Raw genomic sequence first — 26,027 nt, 5'->3', positions numbered from 1 at the left:
GCCGGGTGGACAACGCAGCCTTCCCCGTCACCGTCGATGCCGTCCGTGGCCTCATCGACCACGCGATCCTGAAGCCCGAACTCACCCGCGCGGACGTCGACGCCCAGCTCGACGAAGCCGCCGCCCACCGCGTCTTCAGCGTCTGCGTCCGTCCGAGCGACGTCGCCCACGCCGTCGAGCGCCTCACGGGCACCGGCGTCGGCGTCGGCACCGTGATCGGCTTCCCGCACGGCACCACGTCCACCGCGGCGAAGGTCGCCGAGTCGCTGCAGGCACTGGCCGACGGCGCGTTCGAGCTCGACATGGTGCAGAACATCGGCGCGGCGAAGTCGGGTGACTGGCAGGGCGTCGAGCAGGACGTCCGTGCGGTCGTCGACGCCGCCGGCGACACCGTCGTCAAGGTGATCCTCGAGACCGCGTTCCTGACCGACGACGAGATCGTCGCGGCCTCGCGTGCGGCACAGACCGCCGGCGCCGCCTTCGTGAAGACCTCGACCGGGTTCGCCGGCGGTGGCGCGACGGCCGAGCACATCGCCCTGATGCGCCGCACGGTCGGTGCCGACACCGGCGTGAAGGCCTCCGGCGGCGTCCGCGGGCTCGACACCCTGCTCGAGATGGTCGAGGCGGGCGCGAACCGCATCGGGACGAGCGCCTCGGCCCGCATCCTCGACGAGGTCGCGCACCGCGCCGAGACGGGCGCCGCGTCGGCGCTCGGCGACGACACGACGTCCTACTGACCCACGGGGCTGAGCCGACCTGGCTGAGCCCGCGCACCCAGCACGACCCACCACGACCAGGCCGGTGCCCACCGGACGCGACGACGCGTCGGCGACCCGCACCGGGCCTCCAGACCGCCGCATCGGAGCGCGCATGTCCAGCACCGCACCCCAGTCCCCCGCCCTCGCCCTGGCCGTCGACCTCGGCGGCACGAAGGTCGAGGCCGCGCTCGTCACCGACCAGGGCGTCGTGCTGCCGGCGACCCGGTTCCGCAGCCCCACCGGGCCGCAGCGCACCTCGGACGAGCTGCAGGCCGCCGTCGACGAGGTCGTCACGGCCGCGCTCGGCGCGCTGCCCGCCGACGCGACGCTCGTCGGCGTCGGCGTCGGTTCCGCTGGCCCGGTCGACGAGGAGCACGGCCTCGTCTCCCCGCTCAACATGCCGGTCTGGCGTGGCCACCCGCTGCGCGACCGGATCGCGGCGCTCGTGCCGGACGACGTCCCGGTGACGCTCCGCATGGACGGCCTGGCGATCACCCTCGCCGAGCACTGGGTCGGCGCGGCCCAGGGCTACGAGCACGTCATGGGCATGATCGTCTCCACCGGCGTCGGCGGCGGGCTCATCCTGCACGGTCGCACCGTCAGCGGACCGACGGGCAACGCCGGCCACATCGGGCACGTCGAGTGCGGCGGCTACGACGACCCCTGCGCCTGCGGCGGCACCGGTTGCCTCGAGGCGATCGCCAGCGGCCCGAAGACCGTGGCCTGGGCACGTCGTCAGGGCTTCGCGGGCACGACCGGCGAGGAGCTCTCGGCCGCCTACACCGCGGGCGACGAGATCGCCGTCGCCGCGGTCCAGCGGAGCGGCCGCGCGCTCGGGCAGGCCATCGCCGCCGCCACGAGCCTCGTCGACCTCGAGATCGTCGCCATCGGCGGCGGGTTCTCGCACGTCACGCCGGACCTGTTCGAGTACGCCCGGCAGGCCGTGGCCGAGCGTGTCGAGTTCGGGTTCGTCACGAAGGTGCAGATCGTGCCCACCGGGTTGTCCCAGGACGGTCCGCTCATCGGTGCCGCTGCCCTCGTGCACCGCGCCGACGTCCTGCGCTGAGCGCGCGTCCCGTCCGGTCGGGCTCGATCCGGCGCGCGGCCGTGGCTGGTCGCGTCGTCGACGCGGCCCACGCCGTGGACGTGACCGGCAACGGCCTGGAGGCGCGGTGCGGGCCCGCCACGGGCCTCCCGGTCGGTGCGTGCCTTGTCCACAGGCCTGTCGGTCGCGTGCGCAGGTCGGGCAGGATGTGCGGGTGCCCCGCCCGCGACTGCTGACCAGTGACGACTGGCCGGAGCCCGAGCTGCGTGCGGCGGTCCTGGCCGGCGAGCTGGTCGCCGTCGGTCCCTGCTGGGCTTCCCCCGCTGAGCCGCAGACGCCGTCGTTGCGCGCCGCCGCTGCCGCCTGGGTCCTGCGGGACGCGCGCCTGATCGCCTGCACGCTGACCGCCGCGTGGATCTGGGGTGCGGTGTCCCGGCCCCCGGCGCCGCTCGAGGCCTGCATCCCGCCGCAGGTGCGCGTGCACGTCGGGCCGGACGTCCGCCTGCGAGAGGTCCGGATCGACTTCGCGGACACCGTCGAGCGCTCGGGGCTGCGGGTCACGCTGCCGGCGCGGACCACGGTCGACCTGCTCCGGACGCCGGGGCCGACGGCCGGTGCGTTCGGGGAGGCCGAGGCGACGGCCGTGCACGGGCTGCTCGCGATCGGGGCGGTCACGGCTGCCGAGCTGCAGGCGCGCCTGAGGTCCCTCGGGACGATCCCCATGGTGCGGCAGGCCGAACGGCGGTTGCGGGGGCTGCAGGGCGTGGCTGGGGGTGCTGTGCGGTAGGGGTTGCGCGCTGGGTGCGGGCGCGGGTGGTCACAACACCCCGCTCACGTTCGCCGAGTGGTCATGAACCGTCGGTTGGCAGGGCCGCAGGCGACAGTTCGTGACCGGTCGGCGGGCGGGCCGCGCGGGGCCCTGCCGCTAGCCGGCGCTGACGCGGTAGACGTCGTAGACGGCGTCGATGCGTCGCACCGCGTTGAGCACGCGGTCGAGGTGGATGGTGTCGCCCATCTCGAACACGAACCGGCTCAGCGCGAGACGGTCGGACGAGGTCGACACCGTCGCGGACAGTATGTTCACGTGGTGGTCGGTCAGCACCCGGGTGACGTCGCTGAGCAGGCCCGACCGATCGAGCGCCTCGATCTGGATCTGCACGAGGAACACCGACTTCGACGACGGGGCCCACTCGACCTCGATCATCCGGTCGGGTTCGTTCATGAGCGACTTCACGTTGGTGCAGGACGACTGGTGCACGGAGACACCCTGGCCGCGGGTGATGAAGCCCACGATCTGGTCGCCCGGCACCGGCGTGCAGCACTTCGCGAGCTTCACGAGGATGTCGGGCGCACCGCGGACCAGCACGCCGCTGTCGCTCGTGCGCAGCTGCCGACTGGTGACCTGGCGCGGGAACGCGAGTTCGGGTTCGTCCGTCTCGGTCTCGGTCTGGACGTTGCCGAGGACCTTCTCGATCACCGACTGCGTCGAGACGTGGCCCTCGCCGATGGCGGCGTACAGAGCGGAGACGTCCTCGTACCGCATCGACGAGGCGACCTCGGCGATGCTGTCCTGGCTCATGATGCGCTGGAGCGGCAGGTTCTGCTTGCGCATCGCCCGGGCGATGGCGTCGCGACCCTGCTCGATAGCCTCTTCGCGGCGCTCCTTGGTGAACCACTGCTTGATCTTGTTGCGCGCGCGGGGACTGCGGACGAACTGCAGCCAGTCCTGCGAGGGGCCGGAGTCCGGGTTCTTCGACGTGAAGATCTCGACGACGTCGCCACTGGACAGCTGGCTCTCGAGCGGGACCAGGCGGCCGTTGACCTTCGCACCCATCGTGCGGTGGCCGATCTCGGTGTGCACGGCGTAGGCGAAGTCGACCGGGGTGGCACCGGCGGGGAGCCCGATGACCTTGCCCTGCGGCGTGAAGACGTAGGTCTCCTTGGCGCCGATCTCGTAGCGCAGGGAGTCGAGGAACTCGCCCGGGTCACTGGTCTCGGCCTGCCAGTCGGTGATGTGGGCGAGCCACGCCATGTCCTGGTCGTCCGTGGTCGACGAGGTGCCTGCGTCGCGGCCGGCAGCGCGCTGCTTGTACTTCCAGTGGGCGGCGACACCGAACTCGGCGCGCTGGTGCATCTCGTGCGTGCGGATCTGGATCTCGACCGCACGACCCTGCGGTCCGAGCACCGTGGTGTGCAGCGACTGGTACAGGTTGAACTTGGGGGTCGCGATGTAGTCCTTGAAGCGACCGGGCAGCGGGGTCCAGCGGGCGTGCACCGAGCCGAGCATGGCGTAGCAGTCGCGCACGGTCGGCACGAGCACGCGGATGCCGACGAGGTCGTAGATCTCGTCGAACTCGCGACCCCGCACGATCATCTTCTGGTAGATCGAGTAGTACTGCTTCGGCCGACCCATGACGTCGCCGCGGACCTTGGCGGCCTTCAGGTCCTTCTTCAGGGTCCCGATGACGTTCTGGACGAACTGCTCGCGCTTCGGCTGGCGTTCCTTGACCAGGCTGTCGATCTCGACGTAGAGCTTCGGGTGGAGGACGGCGAACGACAGGTCCTCGAGCTCGAGCTTGATCATCTGGATGCCGAGCCGGTGCGCGAGCGGCGCGTAGATCTCGAGCGTCTCCTTCGCCTTGCGCGTGGCGGAGGTCGACTCGACGAAGCCCCACGTGCGGGCGTTGTGCAGGCGGTCGGCGAGCTTGATGACGAGGACGCGGATGTCCTTCGACATGGCGATGACCATCTTGCGGACGGTCTCGGCCTGGGCGCTGTCGCCGTACTTGACCTTGTCGAGCTTCGTGACGCCGTCGACGAGCATCGCGATTTCGTCGCCGAAGTCGGCTCGCAGCTGATCGAGCTGGTAGTCGGTGTCCTCCACCGTGTCGTGCAGGAGGGCGGCCGCGATGGTGATCGTGCCGATGCCGAGGTCGGCCAGGATCTGCGCGACCGCGACGGGGTGCGTGATGTACGGCTCACCGGACTTGCGCTTCTGCCCGTCGTGCGCGCGCTCGGCGACCGAGTACGCCCGCTCGATGAGCGTCACGTCGGCCTTGGGGTGGTGCGAGCGGACCGTGCGGATCAGTGTGTCCACGGCGCCGGCCGGCTGGGCGCGCGAGAACAGGCGCGGCAGCAGCGAGCGGAGGGAACCGAGGTTGCCGGTGGTGTTCGGACCGATCGGGCTCGAGGGCCGCGGGGCGGAACCCGGGCGGCTCGGCGCGGACGGCTCTTCGCGGGTGTCCGTCATGATGCGCCTCCCAGGACTCGGTCCGAGAGCTCGATCCGAGCTCGATCCGACAAGACTACGCGTCCCCGGTCAGTGCCCGTGACGCGGTTCGCCCTGGGCGTCGCGCTCCACCGGTGCCCCCGCCTGCTCCCAGGCGAGCATGCCGCCGGAGAGGTTGACGGCCCGGACCCCCGACTGCTCGAGCGCCGCGACGATGCGCGACGAACGGCCGCCGGAGTGGCAGACGATGATGGCCGGCTGGTCGCCGCCGTCGATCTCCTGCCAGCGGTCCACGAACTCCGACATCGGCACGAGCGTGGCCTGGGGAGCGTGGACCTCGTCCCACTCCCCCTGCTCACGGACGTCGAACAGGCGGGCTCCGGCGTCGATGCGGCGCTGGGCCTCGGCGACGTCGATCTCCTGGATCTCGATGGGCATCAGACGTTCGCCTCCGCTGCGTCGACCTCACGCCGGCGCTTCTCGGCCGCCGCGGTCTTCTTGGCGTCCGACTCCTTGATCTTCGGCTCGTTCTCGCGCAGCTGCGCGTACATCGGCGACGCGATGAAGATCGTCGAGTAGGTGCCGACGATGATGCCGATGAACAGTGCGAGCGAGATGTCGCGCAGCGTACCGGCGCCGAGCACGTACGACCCGATGAAGAGGATCGCCGCGACCGGCAGCAGTGCCACGACCGAGGTGTTGATCGATCGGACGAGGGTCTGGTTGACCGCGAGGTTGACTGACTGCTTGAACGTCCGGATCGACTCCTGCGCGGTGTTCTCACGCACCTTGTCGAAGACCACCACGGTGTCGTAGAGCGAGTACCCGAGGATCGTCAGGAAGCCGATGACCGCCGCGGGCGTGACCTCGAGCCCGACGATGCCGTACACACCGGCCGTGATGAGCAGGTCGTGCAGCAGCGCCGCCATCGCGGACAGCGACATCTTCCAGGTGCGGAAGTACAGCGTCATGAAGACCGCGGCGAGGGCGAGGAAGATCACGAGACCACGGATGGCCTGCGCGAGCACGTCGGCACCCCACGTCGCGCCGATGAAGGTCGCGGCGACCTGGCTCTCCGGGACGTCGTAGGCCTTCGCCAGGGCGTCCTGCACTTCGGTCGTCTGCCGGTCGGTGAGCTGCCCGGTCTGGACCCGGATGCCGTGCGTGCCGAGCTGCGAGACGCGCGGGATCGACTCCGGGACGACGTCCTCGACGGTCTCGGTGGCGATGTTCTGGTCGAGCGTCTTGACGTCGGAGATCGTGAACTCCGAGCCGCCGGTGAACTCGATGCCGAGCTGGTACCCGCCACGGAGCCACGGGGTGACCAGGGAGATCAGGATCATCGCGAGGGCGATGAGGTACCAGGTCTTCCGGCGCCCGATGATGTCGTACGACCGCTTCCCCGTGTAGAGGTCGCTGCCGAACTGGCTGAAGCTGGCCATCAGTCGTCCTTCCCGTCCGGCGTCGAGCCGTTGTCGCCGGAGGCCTGCTGGGCCTTCCGCTCCGCGATCGTCTGTCGGCGCTGTGCCTCACCGGCACTGCGCTGGCGCTTGCCGTCCACGACGGGTGCGCGGAACTGTGCGCGCCCCCGGTAGACGGCACCGAGTGCTGCCGGGTCGAGACCGCTGAACCGGTGCCCCTCGCCGAAGAACCGGCTGCGGGCGATGAGCTGCATCATCGGGTGGGTGAAGAGCGCGACCACCACGATGTCGATGAGGGTCGTGAGGAGCAGCGTGAACGCGAATCCCTTCACGTCGGCGACCGCGAGCACGTAGAGCGTCACGGCGGCGAGGAAGTTCACCGCGTCCGACGCCAGGATCGTGCGGAGGGCACGCTTCCAGCCGGACTCGACCGCGCTCTCGAGGGCACGGCCGTCACGGAGTTCGTCACGGATGCGCTCGAAGTAGACGATGAACGAGTCCGCCGTGATGCCGATGGCGACGATGAGACCCGCCACACCCGCCAACGAGAGGCGGTAGTCGACGCGCCACGACATGATCGCGATCACCAGGTAGGTGAGCACGGCGGCGATCCCGAGCGACAGCACGGTGACGAACGCCAGGGCCCGGTACTGGATGACCGAGTAGATGATCACCAGGATCAGACCGATCAGGCCGGCGACGAGGCCACCGATGAGCTGCGCGGTGCCGAGCGTCGCGGAGATGTTCTCGTTCGACTGCACCTGGAAGTTGATCGGCAGCGCACCGTACTTGAGCTGGTCCGCCAGGGTCTTCGACGACTCGGCCGTGAACGAGCCGGTGATCTGCGCCTTGCCGTTCGTGATCGCGGAGTTCGTCGTCGGTGCGGTGATGACCGAACCGTCGAGCACGATCGCGAACTGGTTCTGCGGCTGCTGGAGCGAGACGAGACGGTTCGTGACGGTGCGGAAGTCCTTCGAGCCCTCGCCGTTGAACGTCAGGTTGACGGCCCACTGGCCCGTCGACGTGCCCTGCGAGTCGGTGGCGAGACCCGAGGTGGCGTTGCTGATGTCGGCACCTGAGACCTCGACCGGACCGAGGATGTACTTCCCCGCGCCGTCCTGGTCACACGTGACCAGGGGCTCGTCGTCGGGCGCCGTGGTGACGTCGTCCGGAGCGGCGCAGTTGTAGTTGGTGTACAGGTCCTGCAACTTCGGCGTGACCCAGTTCAGGTCGCTCGCGTTCGTCGGCTTCGCGCTCGGCGTCGCGGCGAGCGAGGCCGGCGGCGAGTACGGCGTGGCCGATGCGGTGTCCTTGCCGTCGTCACCGACGGCGGAGTTCGTCGCGGCCTCGGTGAAGAGCACCGGGCGGAAGGTCAGCTTGGCTGCGGCCTCGATGCGGTCGATCGTGGCCTTGTCGGGGCGACCCGGGATCGAGACGACGATGTTGTTCGCGCCCTGGGTGTTGATCTCGGACTCGGAGACACCGGTGGCGTCGATGCGCTGGCGGATGATGTTCACCGCCTGCTGCAGCTGCTGCGAGGTGACGGAGTCGCCCTCGGTGTTCTGCGCCGCGAGGGTCAGCTGCGTGCCGCCCTGCAGGTCCAGAGCCAGCTCCGGCACCCAGCTCGCGCCCTGGTACCACTTGTCGGTGTCGTCCTTCGAAGAGCCGGCGAGGATCGACGCGGCGGTGTTCACGCCGGCGAGGATCGCCATCAGGATCACCAACCAGGTGAGCGAGCGCAGCGCCTTCTTGACGGGTGTCGATCGTGCCACCGGTCGTCTCGTCTTTCTGTTCAGGACCGTCGGCACACCGTGCGACGGCAGAGGGAAGCCGCCGGGTCAGACGACCCGGCGGCCGAGGGCGTCAGTCGTCGGACTTGCGCTTCGTGACGTCGGTCTCGTCGACGCGGTCGGTGTCGACACGCTCGCCGTAGACCGGCTCACCGTTGAGCTCGGCCACGGGCTTCGGCTCGTCCTCGGTGGTCGTGGTGGTCTCGACGTCGGACGCGTTGTCGTCGACGACGCGCGACAGGGTCTGGCGGTGCACGGTGACGATGGTCCCCGGTGCGATCTCGACGTCAGCGGTGACCTTCTCCTCGTTCACGGAGAGGAGCGTGCCGTAGAGGCCGAAGGACAGCATGACCTTGGCGCCCGGGACCATCTTGTCCACGAGTTCGGCCTGCTGCTTCTTGCGCTTGCGGCTGTTGTAGAACATGAAGGCCGCGAACGCCACGACGATGACGATGAGGATGACTTCTTGACCCATGATGCGTTGCCTTCTCTGGTTGCTCGGTTTCGGGCCGTAGCAGTCTAGGGCACGCCGGTGTCCGTGGCATGTCACTCGACTGATCGGCGTTCAGTCGTCGGTGTCCTGGTCGTCGAAGAGCCCCGGCTGCCCGCCGTCGGCCTGTCCCGGGGTGAGGCCGAGGTGCCGCCACGCACGTGGTGTGGCGATGCGCCCACGGGGCGTGCGCGTCACGAGACCGACCCGGACGAGGAACGGTTCGACGACCGACTCGATCGTCTCGGATTCCTCGCCGACGGAGACGGCGAGGGTGTTCAGACCGACCGGGCCCCCGTCGAACCGGGTCAGCATGATCTCGACCACGGCCCGGTCGAGCCGGTCGAGCCCGAGTTCGTCGACGTCGTACAGGTCGAGTGCACCCTGGACCGCGGCCATGCCGTCGGTGGTGCGGTGCACGAGGGCGTAGTCGCGCACCCGGCGGAGCAGGCGGTTCGCGATGCGCGGGGTGCCGCGGGAGCGTCCGGCGATCTCGCGCAGGGCGGTCCGGTCGATGTCGAGTTCGAGCAGGTGGGCCGCACGGATCAGGACCTGCTCGAGCTCGTCCTTCTCGTAGAACTCGAGGTGGGCGGTGAACCCGAAGCGGTCGCGCAGCGGGTTCGGCAACAGGCCAGCCCGGGTGGTGGCGCCGACGAGCGTGAACGGTGCGAGGTCGAGCGGGATGCTCGTGGCACCCGCACCCTTGCCCACCATCACGTCGATTCGGAAGTCCTCCATCGCCAGGTAGAGCATCTCTTCTGCCGAGCGGGCCATGCGGTGGATCTCGTCGATGAACAGCACTTCGCCCGGGACCAGGGACGACAGCACGGCGGCGAGGTCACCGGCGTGCTGGATCGCCGGCCCGCTCGACATGCGCAGCGGTCGGCCGGTCTCGTGCGCGACGATCATCGCGAGCGTGGTCTTGCCGAGGCCGGGAGGACCCGCCATCAGGATGTGGTCGGGCGTGCGCTCCTGCATGCCCGCGGCCTTGAGGAGCAGGTCGAGCTGCCCGCGGACCTTGCGCTGCCCGACGAACTCGTCGAGCGAGCGCGGACGGAGCGCACCTTCGAACGCGAGTTCCTCCGGCGACTCGGCGCCGGCGGACGTGATGCCGCTCACCGGCCGGCTGCCGCGGGTCGCAGGGCGCCGAGGGCGGCGCGGAGCAGGGCCTGGGTGCCCATCGCGGCGGCACCGGGCTCGTTGGCGACGGCGTCGTCGACCGCGGACTGTGCCGCGTCCTCGCGCCAGCCGAGGCCGATGAGCGCCGAGACGACGTCGACCGCGGCGGGGTGCACTGCGGTCCCCCGTGCTGCCGCGACCACGGCTGCCTGCTCGAAGGCCACGAGCTTGCCGGAGAGCGCGACGATGATGAGCTTGGCGGTCTTCGGGCCGATGCCGGAGACCTTGCGGAAGGCACCGTCGTCCTCGTTCGCGACGGCGTTCGCGATCTGCGCCGGGTCCATGTGGGCCAGGACGCCCATCGCGGACTTCGGGCCGACGCCGGAGACCCCGCGGAGCAGGTCGAACACCTGCAGGGCGTCGGTCGACTCGAACCCGAAGAGCAGGTGCTCGTCCTCGCGCACGATCATGGCGGTCCGCACGAACACCTCGGAACCGTGGCGCATCGTCAGCGCGTGTGCGGGGGTCACGGTGACGGCGTACCCGACTCCCCCGACCTCGATCACCACGGCCGAACCGGCGATGTCGATGCAGGTGCCCCGGAGACTCGCGATCATGCTCCGAGCCTAGGGCCGCCCACCGACGACGCCGACCTGCCACGCTGCGGGCGGGCCGCGGCGGCGGCCGCGCGGGCCAGCGGCGAGTCGACGGTGCCGCCCTGGGCGTCCCGCCAGGCACGCTGTGCCGGGGTGAGGTTCGTGGCACGCGAGCCGGCGGCGTCGGGTGATCCGAGCCTCCAGGCATGGCACACGGCCAACGCGAGCGCGTCGGCGGCGTCGGCCGGCTTCGGGGCCTCGTCGAGACCGAGAACGCGCGCGATCATGGTCTGCACCTGACGCTTGTCGGCGTTGCCGTAGCCGGTGACGGCGGCCTTGACCTCGGACGGGGTGTGCAGGCCGACGGGCAGGCCGCGGGCGGCCGCGGCGTGCAGCGCCAGGCCGGCCGCCTGCGCGGTCCCCATCACGGTGCGGACGTTCGCCTGCGCGAACACCCGCTCGACGGCGACCGCATCCGGGTGGTGCTCGTCGATCTCGGCGGCGATGCCGTCGGCGATGCGGAGCAGCCGCTGTTCGAGCGGCATGTCCGGCGGGGTGCGCACGACCGTCACGTGGACGAGCCGTGCGCGCCGGTTCGGTGCGACCTCGACGACGCCGACGCCGCACCGGGTGAGCCCGGGGTCCACCCCGAGCACACGGAGCACGGTTACTCGCCCTCGTCCTCGTCGAGCTCGGCCTGGACGTCCGCGGGGATGTCGAAGTTCGAGTAGACGTTCTGCACGTCGTCCGAGTCCTCGAGCGCGTCGATCAGGCGGAACACCTTGCGGGCGGTCTCGGCGTCGACCGGGACCTTGAGGCCGGGCACGAACTCGGCGTCGGCGGAGTCGTAGTCGATGCCGGCGTCCTGCAGGGCGGTGCGGGCGGCGACCAGGTCGCTGGCCTCGGTGATGATCTCGAAGCCGCCACCCTGGTCGATGACGTCCTCGACACCGGCGTCCAGCACCGCGGTCATCACGGTGTCCTCGTCGAGGCCGTCGGTCTTCGTGACCGAGATGACGCCCTTGCGCGAGAAGTTGTAGGCGACGCTGCCCGGGTCGGCCATGGTGCCGCCGTTGCGCGACATCGCCGTCCGGACCTCGGCCGCGGCACGGTTCTTGTTGTCCGTGAGGCACTCGATGAGCATCGCGACGCCGTTGGGGCCGTAGCCCTCGTACATGATCGTCGTGTACTCGATGGTCTCGCCCGTGAGACCCGCACCGCGCTTGACGGCGCGGTCGATGTTGTCGTTGGGGACCGAGGTCTTCTTCGCCTTCTGCACGGCGTCGACCAGGGTCGGGTTGCCGGACATGTCGGCACCGCCCATCTTCGCGGCGACCTCGATGTTCTTGATCAGCTTGGCGAACGACTTGGCACGGCGCTGGTCGATGACCGCCTTCTTGTGCTTGGTCGTTGCCCACTTGGAATGCCCGGACACGGTTCTCCTTGCGTCTTGCGGAAAGTCCCGCTCAGTTTAGCGGCCCTGTGGGCCGAACACCGGCCTGGAGGCGCGGCGCGGCTTCCGTCCCGTCGGTGCGGCGGGTGGACGGTCACGCCTCAGGCGCTGCGCACCAGGTCGAGGAACCGGCGGTGGAAGCGGTCCTCGCCGGCGACCTCGGGGTGGAACGCACTCGCGATGACGTTGCCCTGCTGCACGGCGACGACCTGGCCGTCGGGCAGCGCACCGAGGACGTGGACGTCGTCGCCGCGCTGCTCCACGACGGGGGCCCGGATGAACACCGCGTGCACCGGGGCCTCTCCGAGGTCGGGCATCGGGATGTCGATCTCGAACGAGTCGTTCTGCGCACCGAACGCGTTGCGGCGCACGGTGGTGTCGAGCACGTCGAGGGTCTGCTGGCCGCTGATGCCGTCGGTGATCCGCGACGACAGCATGATCATGCCGGCGCAGGTGCCGTAGGTGGGCAGGCCGCCGCGGATCGCGTCGGCGAGGGGCTCGGCGACGCCGAACGCGCGGGACAGCTTGTCCATCACGCTCGACTCGCCCCCGGGGATCACGACGCCGTCGAGGGTCTCGATCTCCTCGGGGCGACGGAGCGGCACCACGTCGGCGCCGAGCTCGGTCAGCGAGGCGATGTGCTCGCGGAAGTCACCTTGCAGCGCCAGGACCCCGATGCGGGGCCGAGCGCCGCTCGTCGGACTACCAGCCACGCTCGGCGAGGCGGTGCGGTGCGGGGACGTCGGCGACGTTGATGCCGACCATCGCCTCGCCCAGACCACGGGACACCTCGGCGATGACCTTGGGGTCGTCGTGGAAGGTCGTCGCCTTGACGATCGCGGCGGCACGCGCTGCCGGGTCGCCGGACTTGAAGATGCCGGAACCGACGAAGACACCGTCGGCGCCGAGCTGCATCATCATCGCGGCGTCGGCCGGGGTGGCGACACCACCGGCGGTGAAGAGGACGACGGGGAGCTTGCCGGTGCGGGCAACTTCCTGCACGACGTCGATCGGGGCCTGGAGCTCCTTGGCGGCGACGTAGAGCTCGTCGTCACGCAGGTTGCGGAGCGCCGCGATCTCCTTGGTGATGGTGCGGATGTGCTTGGTGGCCTCGGACACGTCACCCGTGCCGGCCTCGCCCTTGGAACGGATCATGGCCGCGCCCTCGGTGATGCGACGGAGCGCCTCGCCCAGGTTGGTGGCACCGCAGACGAAGGGGGTTGTGAACTTCCACTTGTCGATGTGGTTGAGGTAGTCGGCCGGCGACAGCACCTCGGACTCGTCGATGTAGTCGACGCCGAGCTCCTGCAGCACCTGCGCCTCGACGAAGTGGCCGATCCGGGCCTTCGCCATGACGGGGATCGACACCGCGGCGATGATCTCCTCGATCATCGAGGGGTCGGACATGCGGGCGACGCCGCCCTGCGCACGGATGTCAGCGGGGACGCGCTCGAGGGCCATGACGGCGGTCGCACCGGCTTCTTCCGCGATGCGGGCCTGCTCGGCGTCGACGACGTCCATGATCACGCCGCCCTTGAGCATCTCGGCGAGTCCGCGCTTGACGCGGTCGGAGCCGGTGATCGAGGTGCCAGGGGTGCCGGAGGTGCTGGTGCTGTCGCTCATGATGCCGACCAGTCTAGTGCGCCCGGGGCCACCCGTCGGCGACGAGTCGACGGGTCTCGCCGAGCAACTGCGACATGGACTTCGTCCGGGCGATGATCGGGAAGAAGTTCGCGTCCGACTGCCACCGCGGGACGATGTGCTGGTGCAGGTGTGCGGCCACGCCGGCACCGGCGACCTCGCCCTGGTTCATGCCGATGTTGAAGCCGTCGCAGTGCGAGACCTCGCGCAGGACCCGCATCGCGGTCTGGGTCAGCTCGCCGATCTCGCGCAGTTCGTCCGGCGTCGCCTCGTCGTAGAGCGGGACGTGCCGGTACGGGCAGACGAGCAGGTGCCCGTTGTTGTACGGGAACAGGTTGAGCAGCACGTAGGCGTGCTCGCCCCGGGCCACGATCAGGGCGTCCTCGTCGGACTTCCGCGGGGCTTCGCAGAACGGGCAGTCGTCGTCGTGCCCGCGTCCCCGGCCTTCGCGGCCGGCGTCGATGTAGGCCATCCGGTGCGGGTTCCAGAGCCGCTGGAACGCGTCCGGGACGGCTGCGCCCGTGGCCGCGTCGCGGATCACCAGCGGATCGGTGTCCGCGCCTTCGGAGCCCGCGGCGGCGGGACCGGCCACGTCGTCGACGTGACCGGTGCCACCGGCCTGCTCCGGGCCTCCTGGGAGGGCCATCAGACCTGCGCGCGCTCGCGGATCGCGGTGAGGATGCGGTCCACGGCCTCGTCGACGGGCACCGCGTTGTCCTGGCGGCCGTCGCGGAAGCGGAAGCTGACGGCGCCGGCATCGCGGTCGTCGCCACCGGCGATGAGCTGGAACGGCACCTTCGCCTTGGTGTGCGTGCGGATCTTCTTCTGCATGCGGTCGTCCGAGTGGTCGACCTCGGCGCGGACGCCGTGGGCGCGGAGCTTCGCGATGACCTCGTCGAGGTAGTCGCCGTACTCGGCCGCGACCGGGATGCCGACGACCTGGACGGGCGACAGCCACGCCGGGAACGCGCCCGCGTAGTGCTCGGTGAGGACCCCGAAGAAGCGCTCGATCGAGCCGAACAGCGCGCGGTGGATCATCACCGGACGCTGGCGCGAGCCGTCGGCCGCGGTGTAGTCGATGCCGAAGCGCTCGGGCAGGTTGAAGTCGAGCTGTACGGTCGACATCTGCCAGGTGCGTCCGATGGCGTCGCGGGCCTGCACGGAGATCTTCGGGCCGTAGAACGCGGCGCCGGCCGGGTCCGGCACGAGCTCGAGACCGGACTCCTCGGCGACCTGGCGCAGCGTCTCCGTCGCCACGTCCCAGACCTCGTCGTCACCGACGTACTTCTCCGGGTCCTTCGTCGACAGCTCGAGGTAGAAGTCGTCGAGGCCGTAGTCGCGCAGGAGCGAGAGCACGAACGCGAGGGTCGTGGTCAGCTCCTCCTTCATCTTCTCCTGCGTGGTGAAGATGTGCGCGTCGTCCTGGGTCAGGCCGCGCACGCGGGTGAGGCCGTGGATGACGCCGGACTTCTCGTTGCGGTACACCGTGCCGAACTCGAACATCCGGAGCGGCAGGTCGCGGTAGGAGCGGGGCTGCGACCGGTACGCCAGGATGTGCATCGGGCAGTTCATCGGCTTGAGGTAGTAGTCGGCGCCCTGCCGGGTGACGTTGCCGTCCTCGTCCTTTGCCTCGTCCATGTGCATGGCCGGGAACATGCCGTCCTTGTACCATCCGAGGTGCCCGGAGGTCTCGAACAGGTCGCCCTTGGTGATGTGGGGCGTGTAGACGAACGAGTAACCGTTCTCCTCGTGCCGACGGCGCGAGTAGTCCTCCATCTCGCGGCGGATGATGCCGCCCTTCGGGTGGAAGATCGCCAGGCCGGAACCGATCTCGTCGGGGAACGAGAACAGGTCGAGTTCGGCGCCGAGCTTGCGGTGGTCGCGCTTGGCGGCTTCCTCGAGGCGCACGAGGTACGCCTTGAGCTGGTCCTTGTCGGGCCAGGCGGTGCCGTAGATGCGCTGCAGCTGCGGGTTCTTCTCGGAGCCGCGCCAGTACGCGGCGGCGACGCGCATGAGCTTGGCGGCGTTGCCGATCCAGCGGGTGTGCGGGACGTGCGGGCCGCGGCAGAGGTCCTGCCAGAGCACCTCGCCCGACTTCGGGTCGACGTTCTCGTACACGGTGAGCTCGCCGGCACCGACCTCGACGCTCTCGCCGGAGTCACCGTCGGACGCTGCACCCTTGAGGCCGATGAGCTCCTGCTTGTAGGGCTCCCCCGCCATCAGCTCGCGTGCCTGCTCGTCGGTGACGACCACGCGACGGAAGCGCTGGGCCTGCTTGACGATGCGGTCCATGCCCTTCTCGATCGCCTTGAGGTCTTCGGGGGTGAAGGGCTCGGCGACGTCGAAGTCGTAGTAGAAGCCGTCGGTGACGGGCGGCCCGATGCCGAGCTTGGCGTCCGGGTTGATCTGCTGCACGGCCTGCGCCAGCACATGGGCGGCAGAGTGGCGGAGGATGTCGAGCCCGTCCTGCTCCTGCAGGGTGACGGCCTCGGCGGTCTCGCCGGCCTGCACGTCCGCCGCGAGGTCCTTCAGGACACCGTCGACACGGATCGCGACGATACCGCGCTCACCGTCGAAGAGCTCGGTGCCGGTCGTGGTCGTCGTCGCGGTCCGGGGCTCGGGTGCCTGGGGAAGCTCGGCGGGCGCGGGTGCGACTGACTCGGTCACGATGATGGGACTCCTCGATCGAAATGGTGCGTCAAGACTAGTGCGAGACGTGCTCGCGTGCGGACGCCGGGGACGCACCTGTGGAGAGAACGGATGCCGCCCCGACCGCGCGGTTGCCCGTGATCAGGCCGGGACGGCGCCGAGCGTCGCGACGGGCAGGCGCGGCTCGAGACGCTCACGCCCGTTGAGGCCGTCGAGCTCGAGCAGGGCGGCGAAGCCGATGGCCTGGTACCCGGCGCGTTCGAGCAGCGTGATGGTCGCAGCGCCGGTCCCGCCGGTGGCCAGGACGTCGTCGACGACGAGCACCCGCGTGCCGACCGGCAGCTGGCCTGGGCGCAGTTCGAGTTCGGCCTCGCCGTACTCCAGCGCGTACTGCTCGCTGAGGACCTCGCCGGGGAGCTTCCCCGCCTTGCGCACGGTGAGCACGCCGACCTGGTGCTGGGTGGCGATGCCCCCGGCCAGTGCGAAGCCGCGGGCCTCGATGCCGGCGACGGCGTCGAACCCGGCTCCGACCGCGAACGGTGCCGCGAGTGCTTCGCACACGCGGCCGAACGCGACGGCGTCCGAGAACACGGGCGTCACGTCACGGAAGAGCACCCCCGGCTTCGGGAAGTCCGGTACGAGGGCGGTGAGGCGTTCGACGAGTGCAGCTGCGGTTTCGGTCACCCGCCAACGGTACGGGAGGCCCGGGGTGCGTCCGACACGTCGGCGCACGGTGCGAGGGTGGTCGCCTCGTGCGGGGCCAACCGTTCGCGGCACGGTGCGGGTTCCGTCGGACGGTTCGCCGAAGGTGGCTCGGTGCGAGGTTGTTTCCTCGCACCGAGCCGTTCAGTCCGCACGGGCTTCGGAACGACGCACGGTGCGCGCGTGACGCCGAGGACAGCGACGCAGCGCCGCGGGTCAGCGCCACATCCGCATGGCGGCGCCCTGGGTGATCCAGTCGGCCTCGCGCTGCTGGCGTTCGCGCTCCATGCGGGCCAGCGTGGCGAGGTCGACCTCGGGCCGCTCCTTGCGGGTGCGTCGGCTCCAGATGATGAGCGACATCCCGACTCGGAGTGCGATGCGGTCGGCGGGTGAGACCCGGCGGCGCACCGCGCGGGTATCGGGTGGACGGGTGGTGGTCTTCGTGGACACGGTGTTCCCCTTCAGGGCACGGCAGAGCTGCCCGGGTGTCGGGCAGGACGAATCCGCCCGGGTTGCGGGCAGCAGGAAATGAATGCGTGAGAATGCACTCCGGGATGGTCCGGAAATGTTCGGACAACGATCGCGGAATGCTCGTCGACACCGAGAGCGTCGCACTGTCCACCGACATTCTTCCGGCGTCGTCCGCGCAGATCGGACGGCACGCATCGACGAGTCAACGAACCGTTCAGCAGACGAACGAACCGGTGCTGCGCGAGCCTGATCGGCTCAGCGCACGGTGCCCGGAGGCACAGGTGTCAGGAGAGTGGGACGCCCCGGGTCAGCGGACGCGGAACGGGGTACCGACGCGTCCACGGATTCCACGGAACGGAGTGGTTGCGGAGATCATCATGGTCGGCCCCCTTTCGGTCTCGAGCTGGCGGAGTCGTCCGGGTCGAATGTTCGACCGTTCGCGACGAGTGAACACTATCGGCACCGCAATTCCGAGCGCAACCCCTTTTCCGGAAAACATCCGGAATTGCATTCCCGAACAGGCTGATCACGGTGCGAGGTTGGTGTTCTCGTGGCGACGAGCAGGCTGCGTGCCGAGTTCCCGTCGCACACCGGTGCCGGGCCTCCCGGCTGCACCGTGCGTCGTCCGCGGGCCGGTGGCAGCCTGCGCGCTCGGTGCGGGATGGCAGGCGCGCACGGTGCGGGCAACCTCGCACCGTGTGACGGAGCACGCACGGAGCGCGGCGGCGGCGGCGCGCACCGCGGCTGTCCGCGCGGGCCGAAGGCCCGGTACCGAATCGGTACCGGGCCTTCGTGTGCGTGCGACCGGACTAGACCGCCGCGTGCTCCGCGACGCTCGCCGTCAGGGCATCGCCCTCGACGTCGATCCGCACGGTGTCACCCGCGGTGACCCCACCCTCGACCACCAGGGTCGCGATGCGGTCGTCGACCTCGCGCTGGATGAGCCGACGGAGCGGGCGTGCGCCGTACTCCGGCTCGTACCCGTGCTCGGCGAGCCAGTCGACCGCCGCGTCGGACACCGACAGGAGCATGTCCTGGGCGACCAGCCGGAGCGCCGTGTCCTGCAGCAGCAGCGACACGATCGACGCGATCTGGGACCGGTCGAGCTTGCGGAACAGCACGATCTCGTCGATGCGGTTGATGAACTCGGGCCGCATCGCCTCGCGCAGCTTGCCCATGACGCGGGCCCGCAGGTCGTCTTCGGCGTAGCCGTCCGTCGCGCCGACCGGGGAGAACCCGAGCGCTCCCGAGCGGGAGGCCAGGAACTCCGAGCCGATGTTCGACGTCATGATGACGACGGTGTTCCGGAAGTCGACCGTCCGCCCCTGCCCGTCGGTGAGCCGGCCGTCGTCGAGGACCTGCAGCAGCAGGTTGAAGACGTCCGGGTGGGCCTTCTCGACCTCGTCGAGCAGGATCACCGAGTACGGGTTGCGACGGACACGCTCGGTGAGCTGGCCGGCCTCGTCGTAGCCGACGTACCCGGGAGGGGCACCGACCAGGCGGGACACGGTGTGGCGTTCGCCGAACTCGCTCATGTCGAAGCGGAGCATGGCGGACTCGTCACCGAACAGCGACGACGCCAGGGCCTTCGCGAGTTCGGTTTTGCCGACGCCCGTCGGGCCGAGGAACAGGAAGCTGCCCACCGGACGACGCGGGTCACCCATGCCGGTCCGGCTGCGCCGCACCGCCTTCGCGATCGCCCGCACGGCGTCATCCTGGCCGACGACGCGGTCGTGCAGCTCGGACTCGAGCGCGGCGAGCCGCGTCTTGTCGGCCGAGCCGAGGCGGGTCACCGGGATCCCGGTGGCGCGGGACACCACGGCGGCGATGTCGGCCTCCGTGATCGACGTGTCCGCGGATTCCGGAATGGAGGGGCGGCGGGCGTCCGCCGACGAGGCGGCGGTGATCCGGGCCTCCAGTCCGACGATCTCGTCGCGCAGGTCGGACGCTTCCTCGTAGTGCTCCTCGGCGACCGCGCGGTCCTTGCGGGCCGTCAGGTCGGCGACCTGGGCACGCAGAGCCTCGACGTCGACGTCGCCCGACAGGGCGAGGCGACGGCGTGCACCGGCCTGGTCGATGAGGTCGATGGCCTTGTCCGGCAGGTGTCGGTCGGTCACGTACCGGTGCGAGAGCTCGACGGCGGCGCGGAGTGCCTCGGGCGTGTAGGCGACGCCGTGGTGCTCCTCGTAGCGCGGGGCGAGGCCGGTCAGGATCGCGACGGCGTCCTCGACGTTCGGCTCCCCCACCGTGACGGGCTGGAACCGGCGCTCGAGCGCGGCGTCCTTCTCGATCCGGCGGTACTCGTTGAGCGTCGTCGCGCCGACCAGGTGCAGGTCGCCGCGGGCGAGCCGGGGCTTGAGGATGTTGCCGGCGTCCATCGAACCGCCCTCGCCGCCGCCACCGGCGCCGACCACGGTGTGGAGCTCGTCGACGAAGACGATGAGCTCGTCGGCGTGCGACGCGATCTCGTCCATCGCCTTGGTGAGGCGCTCCTCGAAGTCGCCGCGGTAGCGGGTGCCGGAGAGCATGCCGGGCAGGTCGAGTGCGACGACCCGCTTGCCCTGCAGCAGGGCGGGGACGTCACCGTCGACGATGCGCTGGGCGAGGCCTTCGACGATCGCGGTCTTGCCGACGCCGGGCTCACCGATCAGCACCGGGTTGTTCTTGGTGCGACGGAGCAGGATCTCGACGGTCTGCTCGATCTCGTCGGCGCGGCCGATCACCGGGTCGACGTGCCCGTCACGGGCGCGCTCGGTCAGGTCGGTGCCGAACTGGTCGAGTGTCGGGGTGTCGCTGTCGGTGGCCTGGTCGGTGCCGACGGCGTCGTTCGTTCCTGGCATGGGGCGCCCCTCTCGTGCTGCTGCCGCGGCCTGCTGGGCGTAGTCCTGCATGACCTGCGGGGTGATCCCGGCGCTGGCGAGCAGCTGGCCGGTCACGGTCTCCTGGTCCATCACGAGCGCGAAGAAGACGTGCTCGGGGTCGGTGTAGGTGCTGCCGAAGCCCCGCGCTGCCTGCGTCGCCTCGACGAGGATGCGCTGGGCGGTGCCGGTCAGTGCCGGGCGGCCGGTCTGCTCGGCCAGCGGCTCGTGCGCCATCGGCAGGCGCTGCTCGATCTCCTCGGCGAGTCGCTGGGGGTCGACCCCGGCGGAACGCACGACGGCGTCGAACGGTTCGGTGCGGACGAGCACGTGCAGGATGTGCAGTGCGTCGATCTCGCGCTGCCCCTGCGCGACCGCGTACTCGGCGGTGTGCTGGAGCAGCTCGTGGGTCCGGCGGCTGAGCAGCCGGGTGATGTCGACCGGTCGACCGAACGCGCGGACGCGCTGCTGGTCACCGGTGCGCTGTGCCGCGAGCAGGCGGGCGAGGAACTCGTCGAACGAGTCGTTGCTACCGGTCGGGCCGAACGTCTCTGGCAAAGGGACCTCCTGGGGAACTTGAGTGCCTTCGACTCAATGCAACGCAGGAGGGCCCGGGTCATTCCCGGGTGCCGAAAAAACTTGCGGCGACTCGACTCAGGTCCGCGCGATGGGTGCGGCGACCGCCTCGGTGATCCGTGCGAGGTCGGTCGGTGCCACCTCGACGTCGAAGCCGCGACGTCCGCCGGACACGAAGATGCTCGCGTACGACAGCGCCGACTCGTCGAGCACGGTGCGGAGCCGGGTCTTCTGGCCGACCGGGCTGATGCCGCCCACGACGTAGCCCGTACGCTTCTCAGCGAGGGCGGGATCGGCCAGCGTCGCCTTCTTGCCCCCGACCGCGGCGGCGATCGCCTTGAGGTCGAGCCGGTTCGCCACCGGCACGATCGCGACGGCGAGGGTGCCGTCGACGGAGACGACGAGGGTCTTGAAGACCTGCTCCTCGCGCAGCCCGAGGGCGGCGGCCGCCTCTTCTCCGAAGTTGGTGGCGCTCTCGTGGTGCTCGTACACGTGCGGCGTGTACGGGACCCCGGCCGCCTCGAGCGCGACGGTCGCTGGGGTGCTCGGCGAACCTGCGGTCATGCCGTGATCCTCCCCCGCCGCACCTTCCGGTCCTCGACGGCACGCGGGCGTTACGCTGAACGGACCATGACCGCCGTCCTGCTGTTGCTCCGCGCCACCGCCGCGCTGGTGCTCGGCGACCCGGCCGCCGGGGTACTGCCCCTGCTGGCCGTGGCGGCACTCGGGCTGACCGCGGTCGCCGTGACCGTCGTCGTCGCCCGGCTGCTCGTCGCGGTGCTCGCGGCCGTCCTCGGGGTCGGATCGGCGTCCGTGTCGGACCGGTCGGCGGTACCCGACCTGGTCACCCGGATCGGGTGGAGCCACCCCGACGCCGACGGCCACGTCCGCTCACGGGCACCGGGGGTCGCGACCCCGGCCTGACCACCGACCGGTGGCCGGGCCGCTCGCGCACCCCGCTGACCCACCACCGATCGGAACCGTCATGGACCTGTCCACCCTGCCCCTCGTCGGCCCGCTGCTGCACGGCGGCGCTGACCTCGTCACCGCCCTCACCGCGGCGCTCTCCCCCGTGGCCGGCTCGTTCGCCGCGGCGATCGCCGTCGTGCTCCTCACCCTGGCCGTCCGCATGGTGCTCGTCCCGCTGTCCGTGCTGCAGGTGCGGGCCGAGCGGGACCGCCGGCGCCTCGCACCCCAGCTCGCGGCGCTGCGGAAGCGGTACGGCCGCGACACCCAGCGCCTGCAGCGGGCGATGCAGCAGCTGTACACCGACGAGAAGGTCTCGCCGCTGGCCGGCTGCCTGCCCGTCCTGGCGCAGGCACCCGTCGTGTCGCTCGTCTACGCCCTGTTCACGCACGCCTCGATCGGCGGCACCACAAACGCCCTGCTGGAGGCGACGCTCGTCGGGGTCCCGCTCGGCCACTCGCTCGTCGTCACCCTGACGTCGCCGCTGTGGGTGCACGCCTGGGTGGTGCTGGTCCTGCTCGCGGTGCTCGCGGTCGTCGTCGAGCTCAGCCGCCGGTCCAACGCGCACTGGAACCCGGTGCCGGCACCGGAGCCGGGCGTCCCCGGCGCCGCCGCGACCGCCGCCGTGGGTCGGTACGTGCCGTTCGTCACGGTCGTGTTCGCGGCGATCGCACCGCTCGCCGCCGCTCTGTACGTCGTGACGAGTGCGGCCTGGACCTCCGGCGAACGCGCCGTGCTGCGACGGGTGGTCCGCTAGCCGCCCTGGCCCTCCTGCTGCGGTCCCTGGTCGACCGGGTCGTACTCGGTGCCGCGGCCCTGCTCCTCGTCGGCGGTCGGTACGTGACGTTCCGTGCCGGCGCCGCCGGGGCTGGTCGCGACGTAGTCGGCCTCGCCGGACTGGGTGTCGTGGCTCAGCGGCTCGAGGGTCTCGGCGTCGGCGTCGTGCTGCGGCATGGGGTCGGTGCTCATGCACCACGCCTACTCCCTCGTTCTGGGTGCGCGCGCACGGCTCGGCGGTGCCACGATGGACCTGTCCACGCGACCGGCAGAGCGGGAGTGCGCATGGCCCACGACGACGTGGCAGCGGAACGGGCACGGCTCGAGGCCGTCGCCTGGGGATCCGGATCGAGCCCGGCGGACGCGGCGCGCGCCCGGATCGCGCTGCAGGACCTGGAACGCGGACGACGACCCCGCACACGTGCGGTCGCGACGGCGCGGGATCTCCTGCCGGGAGGCCCGGGTCCGGTCCGGACGTCCGTCCCGTCCGTGACGCGGTCGGGTCCAGGGCCCGTGCCGGTGTCCTTGCCCGTTGACGCGGTGCCCGTGTCTTTCCCCGCCAGCGCGGCGGCGGTGCCTGCCGGCGCCGACGTGTCGGAGGCGACCGACGGCGGTGGGGGCGAGCACGTCGACGACGCGCGGGGCGACGGCGGGGACGAGCCGGGCCTCCAGGCCGAGCCGACCGGACGGACCCGGTGGCGGCGGTGGTTGTGGACGGAGCGACCACGCGCCTGGATCGCGGGCGGCGCGGCTGCGGCGGTGGGCGTCGCGTTCGCCGCCGGGACGCTCGTCGGGACCGCGCAGCCCGACGTCGCCGCAGCGCCGAGCGTCACGCCGACGGCGGGGACGATCACGCTCGAACAGCTGCTCGACGTCCCGCAGACGTACGCCGACCAGTTGCCGGGGCCGGTCGCTGCGCCGGTGAGCCTGCACACGACGCGACTGGTCTTCACGAACCGGGCGCTCGACGGCGGGACCGCCGAGACCCCCTGGAACGTCTGGGCCGGGATCGGGACGGACCGGTCGACGATCTGCCTGGTGGCGACGGCGGACCGCATCGAGTCGTCGACGGCGTGCTTCCCGCGGCAGGCGGCGCTGCACGGATCGGTGTCCATGTCGGCGCAGTCCAGGAGCGGCACGTTGACGATCGAGCTGCGCGGCGGCGGGGTCCAGGGCCGGGTGACGAACGAGTACTGAGCGGGCGATCAGTACCTGAGTGTTTCGTTGGAGCGCTCCGATGTATTTGCTGGATGCCCTCGCGAGAGTCGTTCCATCGTGCAACACTGGATGAGCGCACTCGTCGTGGAGTCGTACCCACATCATCCACATCCGCCAGCGAGCGCGCCCCGCAGACCCTCCCGGTCACCGCCGTCAGAACGATCGGCATCGTCGCGCGCTCCACCGTGCCTCGGAGGAGGTCAGCAGCGTGTCCACCAACACCACCACCTCGGCCGTGTCGACCCACACGCGGCCGATCACCGTCACCAGCCAGTCCATCGTCGGCATCGCCGTGCTCGGACTGGCCACGTTCTTCGCCATCACCACCGAGCTCATGCCCGTCGGGCTGCTCGGCACGATGAGCGCCGACCTCGGCGTGACCGAGGCCACCATGGGCATCGTCATCACCGTGTACGCCGCGGCCGTCGCGCTCCTCGCGCTGCCGCTCACCGCGTTCACCGCGAAGCTGCCCCGCAAGACCGTGCTCGTCGCCACGCTCGTCGGCTACACCGTGTCGAACCTGATGGTCGCGTTCGCGCCGTCCTTCGCGGTCGTCTGCGCCGGACGCGTCGTCGGCGGCATCGCGCACGCGCTGTTCTTCTCGGTCGCCTCGGCGTACGCCACCCGGATCGTGCCACCGCGGCTGGCTGGGCGCGCGATCGCGTTCGTGTACTCGGGCAGCTCGCTCGGGTTCGTGCTCGGTGTGCCCGTCGCGACCTGGGTCGCGCAGCACATCGGCTGGCGCCAGGCCGTGTTCTCCGTCGGGGTCGCCGCAGCGGCACTCGCGGTCGTCGCCCTGCTGTTCCTGCCCGCCGTCCGCGGTGCCTCGTCGCCGCACATCGGGTCGCCGAAGGCCTGGGCGCGCACCGGACTGCTGTCCGTCGTGATCGCCGACATGCTGCTGTTCGGCGGGCACTACGTCGTCTACACCTACATCGGGCCGTACGCGATCGACGCCGGGCTCGACGCCGGCATGGTCAGCGGGGCGCTGCTCGTGCTCGGTGGCACCGGTGTCGTCGGGCTCTGGCTCGCCGGCATGTTCGTCGACCGTGCGCCCCGGCAGACGCTGATCGCCTCGGTCGCCGTGATGGTCGTGGCCTTCGCGACGATGCCGTTCGTGCACGGCTCCCTGATCGGGACGATGGTCGTCGCGGGCGTCTGGATGGCCGCGAACGGCACGACCGGCACGCTCTTCATGGCCGCGGCGATCCGTGCCGGAGGCGTCTCCCCCGACATCGCCGGCGCGCTGGTCAACGGCGCGTCGAACATCGGCATCGCCGGTGGCGCGGCGTTCGGCGGGCAGGCCCTCGGGATCGTCGGGCTGCAGTACCTGCCGTTCGCCGGTGCCGCGGTGCTGGTCGGGGCGCTCGGGGTCGTCGTGCTGGCGCGCCGTGGGTTCCCGGTGCACTCGCACGCGCAGGAGCACCTGTCGACCTCGTCCATCGAGGCCATCACGTCGTCGCTCGCGGTCGTCACCACGTCGGTGCCGGTCGTCGGGCGGGCGATCCAGACGGTCACGGGGTCGATCGGCGTCGTCACGGGTTCGGTGCGGCGGCCGCGGACGCGCTAGGGGCTGGCGCGGGGCGGGGGCCGCGGGCGCGTTCGTGGGGGCGTTCGCCGAGTGGTCACGACATGCCGTTGGCGTGGCGTCGGGGTCGCTCGAACTGTCGTCTGCAGGGGTGGCGGGCGACGGTTTCTGACCCCTCGGCGGACGCGGGCGGCGTGTTGTGCGACCGCGGCGGGGACGTTCGGCGCGGCGCCGAGTGGTCACGACATGCCGTTGGCGGGGCGTCGGTGTCGCTCGAACTGTCGTCTGACGGGTCGGCGGGCGACGGTTCGTGGCCCCTCGGCGGACGCGGGCGGCGTGTTGTGCGACTGCGGCGGGGGCGTGCGGCCCGGCGCCGAGTGGTCACGACATGCCGTTGGTGGGGCGTCGGGGTCGCTTGAACTGTCGTCTGCGGGGTCGGCGGGCGACGGTTCGTGGCCCCTCGGCAGACGCGGGCGGCGTGTTGTGCGACCGCGGCGGGGACGTTCGGCCCGGCGCTGAGTGGTCACGACATGCCGTTGGCGGGGCGCCGGGTGTGCTTGAACTGTCGTCTGGCGGGTCGGCGGGCGACGGTTCGTGGCCCCTCGGCGGACGCGTGCGGCGTGTTGTGCGACCGCCGCGGAGGCGTGCGGCCCGGCGCCGAGTGGTCACGACATGCCGTTGGTGGGGCGTCGGTGTCGCTCGAACTGTCGTCTGACGGGTCGGCGGGCGACGGTTCGTGG

At 70.9% G+C, this 26,027-nt stretch carries 25 protein-coding genes; 7 read left to right on the top strand and 18 right to left on the bottom strand.

From position 1 onward, the window contains the following. Positions 1 to 5 precede the first annotated feature (5 nt). The 3 genes from deoC (at position 6) to DEJ06_RS11270 (ending at position 2,590) form a co-directional block, all read left to right on the top strand. Positions 6 to 737, top strand: coding sequence for a deoxyribose-phosphate aldolase (deoC, locus tag DEJ06_RS11280; RefSeq protein ID WP_111039340.1), 732 nt, complete (start codon positions 6 to 8; stop codon positions 735 to 737). A gap of 133 nt (positions 738 to 870) precedes the next feature. Continuing rightward, the gene (locus tag DEJ06_RS11275; protein WP_111039382.1) at positions 871 to 1,824 is read left to right on the top strand and encodes an ROK family protein; all 954 of its coding nucleotides are present in this window, start codon (positions 871 to 873) and stop codon (positions 1,822 to 1,824) included. A 193-nt stretch (positions 1,825 to 2,017) separates the two neighbouring features. Continuing rightward, positions 2,018 to 2,590: a type IV toxin-antitoxin system AbiEi family antitoxin gene (locus tag DEJ06_RS11270; protein WP_181436743.1), complete on the top strand. Its 573-nt coding sequence runs from the start codon at positions 2,018 to 2,020 to the stop codon at positions 2,588 to 2,590. A gap of 138 nt (positions 2,591 to 2,728) precedes the next feature. On the opposite strand, the gene DEJ06_RS11265 is transcribed toward DEJ06_RS11270, so the two are convergent. The 17 genes from DEJ06_RS11265 to ybaK all read right to left on the bottom strand — a co-directional run bounded on the left by DEJ06_RS11265 (position 2,729) and on the right by ybaK (position 21,362). Continuing rightward, a complete protein-coding gene (locus tag DEJ06_RS11265; protein WP_228513657.1) occupies positions 2,729 to 5,053 on the bottom strand; it encodes a bifunctional (p)ppGpp synthetase/guanosine-3',5'-bis(diphosphate) 3'-pyrophosphohydrolase in 2,325 nt (774 codons plus the stop codon). Between the two features lie 69 nt (positions 5,054 to 5,122). Next, positions 5,123 to 5,470: a rhodanese-like domain-containing protein gene (locus DEJ06_RS11260; protein ID WP_111039338.1), complete on the bottom strand. Its 348-nt coding sequence runs from the start codon at positions 5,468 to 5,470 to the stop codon at positions 5,123 to 5,125. Beyond that, complete coding sequence (secF, locus tag DEJ06_RS11255; protein WP_071403841.1) at positions 5,470 to 6,474, bottom strand: protein translocase subunit SecF; 1,005 nt, start codon at positions 6,472 to 6,474, stop codon at positions 5,470 to 5,472. Before secF ends, DEJ06_RS11260 begins: the two co-directional genes overlap by 1 nt. Continuing rightward, positions 6,474 to 8,225, bottom strand: a complete 1,752-nt coding sequence (secD, locus tag DEJ06_RS11250; protein WP_111039337.1) for a protein translocase subunit SecD — start codon at positions 8,223 to 8,225, stop codon at positions 6,474 to 6,476. Before secD ends, secF begins: the two co-directional genes overlap by 1 nt. 91 nt (positions 8,226 to 8,316) lie before the next feature. Beyond that, positions 8,317 to 8,718 (bottom strand): preprotein translocase subunit YajC, encoded by a 402-nt coding sequence (yajC, locus tag DEJ06_RS11245; RefSeq protein WP_111039336.1) that lies wholly within the window; start codon positions 8,716 to 8,718, stop codon positions 8,317 to 8,319. Positions 8,719 to 8,808: 90 nt separating this feature from the next. Then, positions 8,809 to 9,852: a Holliday junction branch migration DNA helicase RuvB gene (ruvB, locus tag DEJ06_RS11240; protein WP_111039335.1), complete on the bottom strand. Its 1,044-nt coding sequence runs from the start codon at positions 9,850 to 9,852 to the stop codon at positions 8,809 to 8,811. Beyond that, positions 9,849 to 10,469 (bottom strand): Holliday junction branch migration protein RuvA, encoded by a 621-nt coding sequence (gene ruvA, locus DEJ06_RS11235; protein ID WP_071403844.1) that lies wholly within the window; start codon positions 10,467 to 10,469, stop codon positions 9,849 to 9,851. Before ruvA ends, ruvB begins: the two co-directional genes overlap by 4 nt. After that, positions 10,466 to 11,113, bottom strand: a complete 648-nt coding sequence (gene ruvC, locus DEJ06_RS11230) for a crossover junction endodeoxyribonuclease RuvC (RefSeq protein ID WP_035808297.1) — start codon at positions 11,111 to 11,113, stop codon at positions 10,466 to 10,468. Before ruvC ends, ruvA begins: the two co-directional genes overlap by 4 nt. A gap of 2 nt (positions 11,114 to 11,115) precedes the next feature. Continuing rightward, positions 11,116 to 11,883 (bottom strand): YebC/PmpR family DNA-binding transcriptional regulator, encoded by a 768-nt coding sequence (locus DEJ06_RS11225; protein WP_017887357.1) that lies wholly within the window; start codon positions 11,881 to 11,883, stop codon positions 11,116 to 11,118. Between the two features lie 119 nt (positions 11,884 to 12,002). Then, a complete protein-coding gene (gene pdxT / locus DEJ06_RS11220) occupies positions 12,003 to 12,614 on the bottom strand; it encodes a pyridoxal 5'-phosphate synthase glutaminase subunit PdxT (RefSeq protein ID WP_111030092.1) in 612 nt (203 codons plus the stop codon). Further along, entirely contained in the window at positions 12,604 to 13,524 is a 921-nt protein-coding gene (gene pdxS / locus DEJ06_RS11215; RefSeq protein ID WP_071403847.1) for a pyridoxal 5'-phosphate synthase lyase subunit PdxS, read from the bottom strand. The genes pdxT and pdxS overlap by 11 nt, the downstream gene beginning before the upstream one ends. Before the next feature lie 13 nt (positions 13,525 to 13,537). Further along, positions 13,538 to 14,188: an HIT domain-containing protein gene (locus DEJ06_RS11210; RefSeq protein WP_258372420.1), complete on the bottom strand. Its 651-nt coding sequence runs from the start codon at positions 14,186 to 14,188 to the stop codon at positions 13,538 to 13,540. Then, positions 14,188 to 16,209, bottom strand: a complete 2,022-nt coding sequence (thrS, locus tag DEJ06_RS11205) for a threonine--tRNA ligase (protein WP_181436744.1) — start codon at positions 16,207 to 16,209, stop codon at positions 14,188 to 14,190. The genes DEJ06_RS11210 and thrS overlap by 1 nt, the downstream gene beginning before the upstream one ends. A 123-nt stretch (positions 16,210 to 16,332) precedes the next feature. Beyond that, positions 16,333 to 16,875, bottom strand: a complete 543-nt coding sequence (locus DEJ06_RS11200; RefSeq protein WP_111039334.1) for an adenine phosphoribosyltransferase — start codon at positions 16,873 to 16,875, stop codon at positions 16,333 to 16,335. 234 nt (positions 16,876 to 17,109) lie between these two features. Then, entirely contained in the window at positions 17,110 to 17,343 is a 234-nt protein-coding gene (locus tag DEJ06_RS11195) for a hypothetical protein (RefSeq protein WP_146245839.1), read from the bottom strand. A gap of 830 nt (positions 17,344 to 18,173) precedes the next feature. Next, positions 18,174 to 20,780 carry an ATP-dependent Clp protease ATP-binding subunit gene (locus DEJ06_RS11190; protein WP_111039332.1) on the bottom strand — a complete coding sequence of 869 codons (2,607 nt, stop codon included), beginning with the start codon at positions 20,778 to 20,780 and terminating at the stop codon, positions 18,174 to 18,176. Positions 20,781 to 20,876: 96 nt separating this feature from the next. Next, positions 20,877 to 21,362: a Cys-tRNA(Pro) deacylase gene (gene ybaK, locus DEJ06_RS11185; RefSeq protein ID WP_071244681.1), complete on the bottom strand. Its 486-nt coding sequence runs from the start codon at positions 21,360 to 21,362 to the stop codon at positions 20,877 to 20,879. A 66-nt stretch (positions 21,363 to 21,428) separates the two neighbouring features. Here ybaK and DEJ06_RS11180 point away from each other — a divergent pair, with 66 nt between their 5' ends. Both DEJ06_RS11180 and DEJ06_RS11175 read left to right on the top strand, forming a co-directional pair. Then, positions 21,429 to 21,722, top strand: a complete 294-nt coding sequence (locus DEJ06_RS11180) for a hypothetical protein (protein WP_110863747.1) — start codon at positions 21,429 to 21,431, stop codon at positions 21,720 to 21,722. 61 nt (positions 21,723 to 21,783) lie between these two features. Next, the gene (locus tag DEJ06_RS11175; RefSeq protein WP_111039331.1) at positions 21,784 to 22,521 is read left to right on the top strand and encodes a membrane protein insertase YidC; all 738 of its coding nucleotides are present in this window, start codon (positions 21,784 to 21,786) and stop codon (positions 22,519 to 22,521) included. Here the strand turns inward: DEJ06_RS11175 and DEJ06_RS11170 are convergent. Beyond that, positions 22,518 to 22,733 carry a hypothetical protein gene (locus DEJ06_RS11170; protein WP_027465592.1) on the bottom strand — a complete coding sequence of 72 codons (216 nt, stop codon included), beginning with the start codon at positions 22,731 to 22,733 and terminating at the stop codon, positions 22,518 to 22,520. The two genes, DEJ06_RS11175 and DEJ06_RS11170, sit on opposite strands and share 4 nt — an antisense overlap. 354 nt (positions 22,734 to 23,087) lie before the next feature. Here DEJ06_RS11170 and DEJ06_RS11165 point away from each other — a divergent pair, with 354 nt between their 5' ends. After that, complete coding sequence (locus DEJ06_RS11165; protein ID WP_146245838.1) at positions 23,088 to 23,738, top strand: hypothetical protein; 651 nt, start codon at positions 23,088 to 23,090, stop codon at positions 23,736 to 23,738. 229 nt (positions 23,739 to 23,967) lie between these two features. Then, a complete protein-coding gene (locus DEJ06_RS11160; protein ID WP_111039329.1) occupies positions 23,968 to 25,329 on the top strand; it encodes an MFS transporter in 1,362 nt (453 codons plus the stop codon). Positions 25,330 to 26,027: the final 698 nt, after the last annotated feature.

Origin of the sequence: Curtobacterium sp. MCLR17_051 (assembly GCF_003234395.1) — a bacterium.
Taxonomy (GTDB): domain Bacteria; phylum Actinomycetota; class Actinomycetes; order Actinomycetales; family Microbacteriaceae; genus Curtobacterium; species Curtobacterium flaccumfaciens.
This window is presented reverse-complemented; position numbering and strand designations above follow the sequence as displayed.

Excerpts from the sequence above, each read along its gene's own strand:
- DEJ06_RS11260 (WP_111039338.1), bottom strand. The coding sequence starts at position 5,470 with ATGCCCATCGAGATCCAGGAGATCGACGTCGCCGAGGCCCAGCGCCGC.
- DEJ06_RS11210 (WP_258372420.1), bottom strand. The coding sequence starts at position 14,188 with ATGGCCCTCCCAGGAGGCCCGGAGCAGGCCGGTGGCACCGGTCACGTC.
- DEJ06_RS11175 (WP_111039331.1), top strand. The coding sequence starts at position 21,784 with ATGGACCTGTCCACCCTGCCCCTCGTCGGCCCGCTGCTGCACGGCGGC.
- DEJ06_RS11265 (WP_228513657.1), bottom strand. The coding sequence starts at position 5,053 with ATGACGGACACCCGCGAAGAGCCGTCCGCGCCGAGCCGCCCGGGTTCC.
- ybaK (WP_071244681.1), bottom strand. The coding sequence starts at position 21,362 with ATGACCGCAGGTTCGCCGAGCACCCCAGCGACCGTCGCGCTCGAGGCG.
- DEJ06_RS11180 (WP_110863747.1), top strand. The coding sequence starts at position 21,429 with ATGACCGCCGTCCTGCTGTTGCTCCGCGCCACCGCCGCGCTGGTGCTC.
- DEJ06_RS11275 (WP_111039382.1), top strand. The coding sequence starts at position 871 with ATGTCCAGCACCGCACCCCAGTCCCCCGCCCTCGCCCTGGCCGTCGAC.
- pdxS (WP_071403847.1), bottom strand. The coding sequence starts at position 13,524 with ATGAGCGACAGCACCAGCACCTCCGGCACCCCTGGCACCTCGATCACC.
- DEJ06_RS11170 (WP_027465592.1), bottom strand. The coding sequence starts at position 22,733 with ATGAGCACCGACCCCATGCCGCAGCACGACGCCGACGCCGAGACCCTC.
- secF (WP_071403841.1), bottom strand. The coding sequence starts at position 6,474 with ATGGCCAGCTTCAGCCAGTTCGGCAGCGACCTCTACACGGGGAAGCGG.
- yajC (WP_111039336.1), bottom strand. The coding sequence starts at position 8,718 with ATGGGTCAAGAAGTCATCCTCATCGTCATCGTCGTGGCGTTCGCGGCC.
- ruvA (WP_071403844.1), bottom strand. The coding sequence starts at position 10,469 with ATGATCGCGAGTCTCCGGGGCACCTGCATCGACATCGCCGGTTCGGCC.